Below are 12,525 nucleotides of genomic sequence, written 5' to 3' on the forward strand. Positions count from 1 at the left end.
GCACCCCAAGGGCACTTGCTGCGCGACGCAGAGCGCGGCAGGAATCAATCGACAAAAGTTATGCTGCCGTTTGCAGATGACGACTCAAGGTTTTCACGTATGAATTGCGAGCGGTTTGAACCATTGACATTTCCATATCAAGAAGGGCTAATTTCTTATCTAATTCAATAATATGGTTTAAATGTTTTTTTGTTTCTTCTGCAAAATCATCTACAACAAACTTGTCGCCATTAATTGTCACAATTCCATTCTTTTTGTTTGGGTGTGCTTTTTCAGGTAGGTTTTGACTTACAAGCTCTGCGACCGAGCGGCGTGCTTTTTGTAGATTTTCACGATTTGAATTTAGAGATTTCAGCTTCCCTTCTGTAAATAAAATTGCATTGTATTGTTCACGAGCGACTTGGCTCAATTGCGCTACTTCAAATTCTTGATTGTCCAGTTTAATTACACTCATAAAGACTCCGCATGATAATAGGATTTTTTTCTTAAAACCACTGCATTTTACACACAATGCCCTTAAGAAAAAACCCTGCTCGGCAAGCCGAGCAGGGTTTTCGCACTTACCAAGAATACCTCAAGAGGCATTCAAGGCATTTCTAGTTAACTAGAAATTATACGAACAAAGTACCATCAAAGTTTGCAGAAGTTACTGCATCCAATGTGTTACCAAAGTCAATGATTCCAACTAGTTGTGCACCAGTGAAGTCACCATTGTTTTCAGCAACAAGGTTAAACACTTTATATTGACCATCGTTCAAGTCATTTTCAACCATAACGATATGGTTGTAAGTCCCTGAAGTTAGATTCGCAATATTAGCAGCATCTAGGTCAGTTTCATCAATTGAACCCCAATCTTCAGTACCTGCATCATTCAATGCAGCAACAAGATTATTTTCGTTCAATCCAGCCCATGTTTCACCAACAGACTGTGCAAAGTCATTGATGATGGTTACTTCGTTGATGTCCGCTGTCGTATCCGCGTTTAGCGTAATCGTAGGCGTGACAGCAGAAGCTGAAGAACCAGAAGCAGACGTTGACGCATTTAAGTATGCTTCAAAGTTGATGCTGTCTGCTGCATCACCGGTTTGAACAAAGTTCACAACTGTATCAGTACCGTTACCAGAACCTGTGTAAACCAACATGTCGTTAGATTCGAAATCTGTACCTAGAACAACAACGTCATCACCAGAGCCTAGAGTAATCATGTTGTCACTGACCGCTAAACTTGTATTACCTGCTAGCAATGCACCACCTGCATCAACCGCCATATCTAAAGCATCCAATGCACCACCGGTTGTGTAAACTTCAACCGCTTGATCCAGACGATTTTGAACTTCTGTATCGGTATAAGTTGCCGTAGAGTCATTATCGATGTCACGAAGTGCCCCAATAATTGCTGATTGCTCAGCTGCTGATAGATTCGTGAAAGTCGCCGCTTGAATAGTGATGGCTAGATCACTTTCTTGGAAGCGACCATCGATCGCTGAAGTAATAATGATGCTGTTCGCAGGGCCATCTTGAACCGATAGCAACTCTTCAAGTACATCATCACCAGCCACACCACCGGCAACGTTATCCGTTGTGGTTAATGCATCTTTGATTGCTTGGTTAATGTTAGTTGCGTTACCGATTGCATTGGTTGTACCAACAGTCACTGTTGATTCAAAACCATTGTCAGTCGCTACTGCATCACCTGAAATCACACCTGAAGCACCTGCAACTTGAGCACCAGAGTAAGTGACGGTTAGTTGTGCACCATATAGCAATGCATTTGCACCAGTACCAAGGCTGTCAAGATCTGTAATCACATGGTTGCCTGCTGCATTAGCTTCAGTGTTCACAACCCAAGTCGCTGCATTACCATTAGATGAGATTTCACCTTTTGTCGTTTCAGTAATTGTTGTTGCACCTTGAAGAGGCCCATCTGCAAATGTTGAAAGAGCAACGTTTGCAAAAGTATCTGTTGGATTATCCCAAGTTACTGTTAAGGTACCGTCTGCCGCAGTTGCATCAGCTGTTACCACTGTTCCTGCTTGCGCATTAATTGCTGCTGCAACTTTAGAAGCCACTTCGATTGCAGAATCGTTGTCATCTAGTGACACAGCTACCGTTGTATCTGTCGCAGCTAAACCAACTGTTCCGTCCGTGTCCAAGTTCACATAAAGTGTCCCTGTTTCATCTGCTGCACCCATAGTGAAAGTTTGAACTTCTGCAGTATCTGCATTGGTTACTGCATCAACACCTTGATTATCAACAGCAAAACCTGTTACACCATCCGCTGCACCAGCAGCAGTTCCTGCGATAGAAGTATCATCTAAATCAACCTGCGCAGCAGCAGTGTTGTTTGTTACCTGAACAGTACCAGCACTGAAGTCATAGTCAGTAACCGTGTGATTAGCATAAGTCGCACCAGCGAATTGCTCAACTAATTCATCAATTGACACTGTGCCGTTGCCATCGGTATCCGCTAGAGTAACTGTTGTACCATCAAATGTTACAGTTGAGCCGATTGCAGAGTTTGTGCCTGGAGTAAATGTAATGGTTGTAACTTCTGCTTCTGCTGCAACGTCTGCATTAGGTACACCAGCAGTTGTTTCAACAGCTGCAGCTGCAGCTTCAGTGTCATAAGATTCTTCAACAACGATTGGAGCAATGTCACCATTTGTTGCAAATGCAGCATCCACAGCAGCGTTATCGAAAGTGAAAACAACTGTGTCACCAACTGCAGTAGCAGAACCACCATCAGCATTCGTGAAATTTGCAGTGTTATTTAATGCAGCAGCAACTTTTGTAGCAACGTTAGCTGCAGTATCACCTTGAGCAACGGTTACCGCAACACCATCAACCGTGAAAGTAACCAATGTATCAACATCAGTAAGACCGTCTACAGATGCTGCTGTGAAAGTCAAAGTTTGAACTTCATTAATACGAGCACCAGCATTGTTTAGACCGCTGTTGTCTGTGTAAACTGTATCATTATCTGCACCGGCATCAATGACTGCATCACCTACACCAGTCGTCATAATATGATCGTTACCAGCACCACCGTTGATAGAAATATTAGCGTTTTCTTCTAAGTTTTCGTACCAGTTAGCACCTTCATCCCAGTTAGCGGCAATACCAAATGCCGAATCGTCATCTGCATCTCGACCTTCATCACGTGTGAATTGTCCAATGCGAACTGTGATTGAGTCATCACCATTGTTACCATCTACTGCTAGATTGAAATCTTCACGTGTCGCTGTTCCAGCTGATTGTAGGTTATCTCGATCAATATCAAGACGCAACGTATCATCATTTGTACCAAGATCGTAGTCAAACGTACGGTTATCTGCACCCGCATTAGTCGCTGTATCAGTTAGGTCTAGGTATTTGCCAACAACTGCTTCAGATAGAACCGCTGTGAAGTTTACCGCACCTTCCATTGCAGAAGCGTCAAGTACACGTACATCATTGAAACCATACTGATCGATTGTTCCAGCAACGCCGTCTTCATCATCAATATCGCCAACACCATTTGCACCACCGTCGTTACCATCAACAATACCTGTAACAGTCAAAGAACCGTTTGCAGTCGTGTTGTTGTCTGCGAAGTGATCACGGTTGTAAACATATACTTCTTCAAGCGTGTTAGCTGTTGAAGTGATGTTTTGTAGTTCTGAGTTACGGTCAACATAAATATCAAACTGTTCTACACCCGTTGAATCAGATGTTTCACCCGTTGACATAGCACCGATCACAAGATCACCACCCATAGAACCACGACCTACATCATCCAAGACAACTGTTGACGTGATTAGGTTTGAAGTAACCGTTGTGTCACCTACCGCTACGTTTGCAGAGAAAGCGTTGTTTGACGGAAGACCTTCATCTGCTGTCCAACCTGGATTGTTTAGACCAATTTCACCATCAGAAATAGTCAGTACATATTCATCCGCAGAACGTGCAACACCATCACGAGAGAAGAATGTGTCTGTTCCTGGCGAAAGTGTTAGAACAACATCTTCTAGAAGTTCTGAATATTCAGCTTTTGCTTGAGCTTCTGCAAATGCATCTTGCATCACTTGCCACATATCAGCATAAGTTTCTACATCTGCAACACCGTTCGCTGCAAGATCAAGAGTTACTGTTGTACTATTAACTTGGAAGCTTACATCCGTGTATGGAAGATCTTTTAATGGAGCCGTTGCATCAAAATCTGCAATTTCAACCTGATTACCAACTGTCATAGTAATAGAGTTTGAAGAGTTGTCACCTTCTTTAACCAAAGAGTGGTTATCAAAGTAAACATCTAGATCAACGTCACCTGAATCAGTCGAGACCATTGCAATTGTGATGTCTTTAGTGATTTGATTTGAAGAATCGTTGTAAGCTTCTGTACGCTCAATACGAACATCTTCAATCACTACATCTGCACGAGAGTTGTTAGACTCGTACCAGTTAGTACCTTCCATACGCTCAGCATCAATTTGAACGTTATTGTTCATATTGTTGTCTGATGAATCATCTGCAACGTTATCATCTTGCGCACGAACAGCAAATTGCTCAACAGACTCAGTGTGAGGAGTAATTGCAAAAGCTTGAGAGTTACCGATATCAGCTTCTAAACGGTCAACACCGCCAGCACCATCAATCATATCACCAGACTGAAGCGTGTTTTGGTTATCAAAGATGTAACCTAGGAACATGTCTGCATTATTTGTTCCAGACATGTCATCTTGATCAATTGTCAACATAAATGTTGTATCCACATCAACATTTGTAGAATCAGGACCCACGCCTTCAACTAGTCCTTGCAACGCAGCCATGTCAGTTGTTGCAATTGGGTTTGTTACAGACACTTCAACTGCTACTGCTAGTTTATTTGCTAGTGTCGCTGCTGCATCTGGGTAAGCTGCCATAACATCTGCATCTTGTGTTAGACCTTTTGTATAACCCCAGATTAGTGCTGCGATTTCGCCATCAATGTTTGATGGGTCAAACGCTGCAACTGCTGCTTCAGTCGCTAACAACATATCTAAGTTGTCTTCTAGACCGAAAGAAGAAAGGATTTTTTGTGCAAGACCTAGGTTATCTAGACCTTCAATAGATTCTTGGTACTGTGGTGATTTTACCAATGCACGAGCAAGCTCAGCCATAGTTTCATCATCAGTCAAACCCCATTCGTTTTGAACGTTAGTTGCATAGTTCGTGAAGTTGTTTAACCAGTAACCACCAGCAGGCATATCAAAAATACCAAGTGTTACGTTTAGAATGTCATTTGATGTAAATGCCATCGAGTATTCTCCTTATCGAGATTTTATGTTTAACACATAATTTCAATCTTGTTTAACGTATTTCCGCGCTTCCAAGTGTTGAAATTAATATTTGCAAATATTAAAGACCCATATACTTGTGCTTTAACGTTTCTGGATTCTAGCAAAGTCTACGCGCCTAAATGTGATGCGAGTCACATTTTAGGAAGAAGTCTCCATTTTCTCAATGTCTTTGTGTCATTTTTCTACCAACTCCATATCATTCCTGCCTGAATTGCATTTTGTTCAACATCAAATAAATCAATATTGCTCTTTTGTTTGAGAGCACTTGCTTCGATAAAGAGTTTTTTATCATCCATTAACCGATACTCATAAGCTGCAAACAACTGCATTTTCAACTGCTCTCTTGGCTCTAATGGCAATATCAAGGGACTATATAAATTTTCATCCTCGGTGTAACTCAAATAGGCCCCCAACTGCCAGTAATGTTGATTGTAGTCGTAAGGTTGGCTAACACCAAAATAAAGAGTACTTTGATCTCCTCCTGGTCTTGCCGGATTCTGAGCCAAATTTACATTCAAACCTACAATGTACTGTTGTTGTCCCGAGAGTGTCCAGTTCAATCCAACGTTACTCCCATTGTAAACACTTTGATCAAATTGAGAGTGTCCGAGCTGCAAACCAAATTCATACTGGCTTGATCGATAATTCGCATTTTGTTGTAAATAGTGCCCAGATCCGGTCAATCGACTGTAAGTGTAATTATATTCCGTTTGCATCTTCCAAAAAGGAGTCAGCAAATGCTGATAGCTTAAAGATACTTGTGAAATTGAAGCGCTGCTTTCAATTGCTTGCTTATGATGTGACTTTATAGACCACAAATCGCGTTCATCCGCTTGATAATGGAGTTGTAATTGAGTGTCTGAAAACAAATAGTTTTGCGCTAGATATTGGTTGTCAATCGGAACCGAGATAAGGGATTCTTGCCAAAATAATTCGAGCGATTTCTGATTAGATGTTTGGTAAAAATTATCATCATAACCGACTGATTGACGCAGTTGCCAGAAATGACGGGCGCTCTGAGGTTTTTGCTTTGCAGAACCTTCTAAGTATTGGTTTTTAATTTGAGAATCTCGCAAACTCTTTTGCCAGCTTTGTAAGAGCTGTTTATCGTCTGAGGAAACTGTTTCATTCATCAATAACTGATGAATCAACTGTTGTGCACCTTGAAAATCATTCACTGAAATCAATTCTCCAACCAAGGCTTTGAGCTGTTCGATTGTCGGCGGTTGATTGGATGACATTAATTGTTTTTCAATGTCGTTGGCCTGTACTATTCCTGCAATCAACACCATTCCTAATCCAATTAGCCGAATAAATGCTTGGATGAGTTTAGGCTTCACCGAATGCCCTTTGATAACAGTTTTGTTTTGACATGATTTATTTAATTTTGTTTATTCAATATGACAAAAGCTATTAGCAAGCCCTAAAGTTTGACAAAAAGGACAACTATTGAACTTGCTAAGATTTTGTTGGTTGTTTAGGAGAGGTTTATGGCTGCCATTGGGTAGCACCCTGAATGTATTGACCCTGAGTTGTTGTTGAGAATAGATATGCTGCTTCTTGACCTTTCGACGTAATCAATCCAGTGACAAATCCCTGCCCACTATCAGAAACGAGTTTACCTCGATTAGAAATAGCACCTTGAGAAGTAAATTGAGCTTGATCCAAATAGCCATTGGCATTCATCGTAAACTGTGTGGCAAATCGACTATTCGTTAAATCCAGTGCCAAGATCCCTTTACTTACTGATACTGGAATATCAGGGTTTGCTAACATTTTAACCTGAGTATTCGCAAGCAATAAGTTAAACTGGCCTTGTGTCGGTGTATAAGACATAGTTTCCGGTGTTTGATAGAGAGTTGCAACATTGTTAGCCATAACAGGATACCAGCCCTCTGGACGTTCTTTATTGATAGAGGCTGGTAAAACTCCTAACGTTAGCGCCGGTTTTTGAGGAGTTAAGGCTCCAGATAGGTTGACTGCTTGAGTATAAAGCTGATCAAGAACATCCGTTGCTTTTCTTTTCGAATCAAGCGTTAAAGGTTCTTTTGAATCCGAGGAGCTACTTGTCGATGTTTGTTGCGCCTCTTCCGAATTATGGCTTTCAGAAGTCGGTTGCGCTTGCTCTTCTGGCGAGCCTTCATCAGCTTCTTCTTGAAGTACTTCAACCTCATGAACCATTACATCGACAGAGTCTTTAGCTTGTTCTGTCACTTTTGTCAGCTCTGGTGTCGCCATGCCTAAGGTATATTTAATAATATGATCTTTTAGGGATTCATTAAGCTCAATCGCGGTTTGGCAACTTAATGGGTTATCGCACTGTGACTTTGAAGCCATTACAATCGCACCACTATACAGTGCAGCAAACGATTGTTTTTGATCTGTTTGCACCAAATAGTCTGTGCCTCTAATTCCAATAGCAACCACCGGTGTATTTAAACGATAGTTCTCTTTATTTGCTTGGCCTGCTTTACCAGTAATGCTTCGAACACTCCCTTGCAACAAATCAAATTCCACCTTATTGTTTTCGGGTTGCTCAGGCAAGTATCGATATTTCTGAATTTTCAACACAGTTTTTGGTCGTAAACTTAAGCTTCCCTGATCACAGAATCGAAGAAAAAGCCTTGCTCCAGCTTCGGTTTCTAAGGTTTCACCTTCTTGAATTACATCGCCATTATCGAGTAATCGTAATTGACCTTGCGTATTTTGTGCATAGGCTTGACCAATCACTAACTTCACAGTTGCGGCTTGTTGTTGACAACTTTCATTTGCTTGAACGGAATTCAACGCCCCAAAACAGAATAAGAGAGACAGCGGCCAAACCAGCAATAGATTCAATTGTTTTTGCATATTTCTCACCTTTTAAGTTTTGAAACGAAATTCAAGAGCTAACAAGCTAATTCTCACTTATCAAACACAAAAAATCCACAGACCTTTTATAATACCATTTTTATTGTTTACATTTTATTCTCAAAGGATTTTTTTTGGAATCTCAATCAGTTAGCGAATCTCAGACAGTTCTTGATACTCAAAACTTGGGTAAAACCTATATTACCTTTGGTTCTAAGTGGCAACACCTTCGCCAACTTTTATGGCCAAACTCCACAGCTCTACCTGGTTTTTCAGCCCTTCGAAATGTTACTTTTTCCTTGCAGAAAGGCGCAGTACTAGGCGTAATTGGACAAAATGGCGCCGGAAAATCCACACTTTTACAAATACTGGCTGGAACCTTACCACAATATGATGGGATACTTTCCATTCGAGGGAGGGTCGCTGCACTTTTAGAATTAGGCGCAGGATTTAACCCTGAGTTAACCGGCCGGGAAAATGTTTATCTATTTGGTGCAATGATGGGGGTTTCAAAATCAGAAATGCAACAAAGATTTGATGAGATTGTTGACTTTTCTGGTGTAAGCCGCGTCATTGATCAGCCTGTCAAAACTTACTCAAGCGGAATGTTTGTTCGTTTGGCTTTTTCAGTCGCAACCAGTGTCAATCCTGATATTTTGATTGTGGATGAAGCATTAAGTGTCGGTGATGGTGCATTTGCGAGAAAATCTTTTGATCGCATTATGGAACTTAGAGATTCGGGAACATCTATTATTTTTTGCTCACATGCGCTATATCAAGTACAAGTTTTATCCGATGAGGTTTTGTGGCTAGAGGCTGGAGAGGTTCGTGCACTTGGAGTGCCTAGAGAGGTTATTGAAAACTATCAAAAATTCTTAGACCGCTTACAAACCAATCAGCAAGTTCCTAAAATTGAAGAAAAACGCCCTTCCGATCAAACATTAGGCGTAGCACGCTTAACCAATGTTTCTATAAGCGCTGATGGTGATTCAGGTGAAGTTTTAAGCGTTACCTGCGAAAAAAGTGAATTGTCTATTGAAGTAGAATTTTCCTCAGACCTTAATCAGCCTTGCCCGACAGTCGCCATAGTTTTTACCGATGATGAAGGGAAAAATATCAGTAGTTGCACCACGTTTTATGACCACATTCACGTTGAACGTAATGCAAATGGTGATGGTAAGGTTGTAGTCGCCTTTCCTAAATTTGGGTTAATGCATGGGCGCTATTGGGTGAATGTACTACTGATGTGTGAAAAGGCTATTATGACCTTGGATGGTGTCTATCGTTTTGTCAAACTTGATGTGGAGCAAGTTGGACATGAAGTTGGAGTAGCAATGTTGCCTAGGCTTTGGAATAAAGACAACTCGTTCGATGTAGCAAGTAAACAGTAAGGCATACTGCTTGAATGAGCAGTACCACAACTCCAAAAAGGTTTAACTGAAAATCTGTCTATTCCATAGTGGCAATAAATCCATTGCCCACCAATGCTGGGGCTGCTGAATCAACTGCTGAGTTAACCATTGATATGAAGGTTGATACCAATCCTCGTCATCACTTGGGAAGCATGGTTCGGAAAAATGTATAGAAATATCGCCATGCAAATCAGCATCCGCATAATAAGCAACAATCGGTAAATTGTATATTTCTGCTATCTTTTTAGCTCCGGATGCTAAAACTACCTCACCAAACTTTGTTAGAACCTTAGTGCCATTACCATCAAACGACGGTAAATCTGCTAAAACAATAATGCTTTTTTTCTGTTTAACTTGAGTCACTAATGCCTTTAAACCGGTTTCAGAATGTTGGTGAGGTATCGCATTATATTTTCGAAAGTAATGCGCTTGCACCGCCTTTGGCACAGATTCTTTGTAGACGACATCGGATGTCATCAAAACAGCATCTTGATGATCGGCTAACCATTTAGCCGCTTGAATAGAACAACCATAATGCGCGGTAATAAAAATACACTGTTGAGGAATCGACTCTTGTTTAACACTAAATTGACCTGCTTGATTAACAAGCCTTTCAGTCATCAATTCCTCTATTGATTGCGCTTGATACCGTTGACTTAATAAAAGTTGTTGGCTTAGATTATTCTTTTCGGAAAGCCATTTCGAAGCCATGTCTGTTCTTATATGAACATCTTGGTCAATCTTTGAAAAGATACGCCAATCTCGCTTTCTAAACGAGTACACCGCCCCTCGAAACTTGGCTAGTTTGACAGCCATAAAAAACGGTAATTTAGCTAAGATGGGCAAAAACCAGCTGTAATCTATGTAAATCCATAACTTATTCATTCGACGCATTTTTTCTCTCAGTCTTAGAACAAGAGTCAGCTCTACCTAAGAATTCAGACCAGTGGTTTGCGTTATATTTTGAGTCGCCTTTTAATAAATATTCGGTATCAATCAACTCAAGGTTTTGTTGAGCTATTATGACTCCAAAGTATCGTTCTAAAGCATGCGCTAAAGTGCCATCAATGTCATTGGCTGTGTCGTAATAAAAATCCCCTAATTCAATTGGCGAATCTTTGAGAACTTGAAGCCCTTCTGGTTTAAACCAAAACATGGTTCCTGCGGCGAAAATTTCTTTGCCTGTCACCTCGGGGTAGGAAAATTTTTGCGATAAGCGCTTTAGCCATTTTTGATTTTTCCCCCAGAAATGTTTTATTGCTGGAGCATGGCCTTTTGCTGCAACCATACCAATTTTTTCTTGCTCACAGAAACGATTAAGTAACTCTAATGCCTGAGCTGGCTCATCGGGTAAAAGTTCTGAATAAAGAAAATCGCGCCATTCATTTCCGTCTTCGCGATGTAACGATTTTTTGGTATGTAATTTTAATACCGCCTGATAATTACAACCAATGATATCTGGTAAAACCGACAAAAACGGTGCAACATCTCGCCCAATGTTTGGCGTCAAATAAACCCGTGCATCTGGCCATAGTGATCGAATATCTCCTAAAGCTGTCTCATTTGAGATCGTCACCCAAATATCAAGCTCCAATTCACTGGCTTTTATTCTTTTTGCCAATATCGGTAGAATTTCTGGGTAATAAGCATGAATTATGATGGCATGGGAATTTGATTGATGTCCTTTCTGCAAAAGAGTCTTAGTTTTTTGATCCCAATGATTAATTGCTTTTTGAGTCGCGCACAAGTAGGCATGTCCATTAAAACGATCAGGCTCTAAATATGCCCCTTCTGCCCATTCGTTCCATGCGTTAATAAAAACCATCTGATTATCAGGTGTCTGGGTCCAACGCATGTCCACAATCGCATCATGTAGCCAACGACTGTACTGTAGAGGGGAATTATGAATAAATACATTGCCATCATGACCTCTTCGTGCCGTATTATCCCAACCTGGCATAACACCTCTAGCACGATAATAGTTTTCTTTTCTGTCATTCAATAATATCTGTTCGACAGTTTGATGATAGTCAAAAACCTTATGTGAAAACTCCTTGTAAGTTTTTTGCAGTGGTTGTGTACATGGTCTTGATTCCACACCCACCGGTGGAAATTCAATTGCACCATCAAAGCCAATGGATGTTGGATCAACTTGATCTCTAGATTGAACCACCAATAGGTGTAAATCAGTTTGGTAATTTGACCACATATAGTCTCTCCACCGATTTCCTGTCGCTTTGGCTTCTGGTAACAAACTTGGGTAGTAAAGAACCAGTACTGGCTTGTTGTCGATTCGATAATAACGCGGATCAAGCATATAACGACTGATGTGCTCAATAAAACGAATATCATCCTCTGGTGAGTGATCTTGTGCGATTAGAACTTCTTGATCTTGACCGTCCCATCGCCTCGTCCAGTTTTCATTCGCCCAGCAAAAAAACATTGGGAAATCTAGGTCTGACTGTTTCAACCAGTTTTCTAATGGTCGCTCCATTAGTGTTTTACCTGCAAACCAATAGAAGTAGACACAAAAAGCATCAATGCCAACCTTTCGAGCCAACTCTGCTTGTTTATACATAACTTCAGAATGCGAAAGATCATAAAACCCTAAATCAGCTGGCAACCTTGGTTGCTCATGCCCAATAAACTGTGGATTGGCTTTTGTTACATTGGTCCACTCAGTAAAACCCTTACCCCACCAGTCATCATTCTCGGAAAATGCATGGAACTGGGGTAAATAAAATGCAAAAACTTGATGACTATGATTGCTTTTCTCTGGCGCATCGCATTCATCTTCTAATAGGAAAAAGTGACTACGAGCATGCGTCATGTGCTTCACCCAACCTTGCGCTGATTCATACGGTAAAGGCTTAGAGCTTATTCGCGAAAATAGTTGGTACCTTAAATGCATTAGCTTCTGCATCAAACGGCAAACAGGCATCCAA

General features: G+C 40.9%; 7 protein-coding genes. 1 reads left to right on the forward strand and 6 read right to left on the reverse strand.

Annotated features, from left to right (window positions below):
• Window positions 1-58: 58 nt before the first annotated feature.
• The 4 genes from D9T12_RS00090 to D9T12_RS00105 all read right to left on the reverse strand — a co-directional run bounded on the left by D9T12_RS00090 (window position 59) and on the right by D9T12_RS00105 (window position 8,168).
• Entirely contained in the window at window positions 59-454 is a 396-nt protein-coding gene (locus D9T12_RS00090; RefSeq protein ID WP_130536260.1) for a DUF6447 family protein, read from the reverse strand.
• Window positions 455-611: 157 nt separating this feature from the next.
• Window positions 612-5,276, reverse strand: a complete 4,665-nt coding sequence (locus D9T12_RS00095) for a beta strand repeat-containing protein (protein ID WP_130536261.1) — start codon at window positions 5,274-5,276, stop codon at window positions 612-614.
• 224 nt (window positions 5,277-5,500) lie between these two features.
• Window positions 5,501-6,658 (reverse strand): hypothetical protein, encoded by a 1,158-nt coding sequence (locus D9T12_RS00100; RefSeq protein ID WP_130536262.1) that lies wholly within the window; start codon window positions 6,656-6,658, stop codon window positions 5,501-5,503.
• 148 nt (window positions 6,659-6,806) lie between these two features.
• Window positions 6,807-8,168 carry a FecR family protein gene (locus tag D9T12_RS00105; RefSeq protein WP_130536263.1) on the reverse strand — a complete coding sequence of 454 codons (1,362 nt, stop codon included), beginning with the start codon at window positions 8,166-8,168 and terminating at the stop codon, window positions 6,807-6,809.
• Between the two features lie 134 nt (window positions 8,169-8,302).
• On the opposite strand from D9T12_RS00105, the gene D9T12_RS00110 reads away from it, so the two are divergent.
• Complete coding sequence (locus tag D9T12_RS00110; protein ID WP_130536264.1) at window positions 8,303-9,559, forward strand: ABC transporter ATP-binding protein; 1,257 nt, start codon at window positions 8,303-8,305, stop codon at window positions 9,557-9,559.
• 42 nt (window positions 9,560-9,601) lie between these two features.
• Here D9T12_RS00110 and D9T12_RS00115 read toward each other — a convergent pair whose 3' ends face one another.
• Both D9T12_RS00115 and D9T12_RS00120 read right to left on the reverse strand, forming a co-directional pair.
• Window positions 9,602-10,474, reverse strand: coding sequence for a lysophospholipid acyltransferase family protein (locus D9T12_RS00115; protein ID WP_130536265.1), 873 nt, complete (start codon window positions 10,472-10,474; stop codon window positions 9,602-9,604).
• Window positions 10,458-12,410, reverse strand: a complete 1,953-nt coding sequence (locus D9T12_RS00120; protein ID WP_165395006.1) for a glycoside hydrolase family 99-like domain-containing protein — start codon at window positions 12,408-12,410, stop codon at window positions 10,458-10,460. Before D9T12_RS00120 ends, D9T12_RS00115 begins: the two co-directional genes overlap by 17 nt.
• Window positions 12,411-12,525 lie beyond the last annotated feature (115 nt).

This window comes from Thiomicrorhabdus indica, from assembly GCF_004293625.1.
GTDB classification, from domain to species: domain Bacteria; phylum Pseudomonadota; class Gammaproteobacteria; order Thiomicrospirales; family Thiomicrospiraceae; genus Thiomicrorhabdus; species Thiomicrorhabdus indica.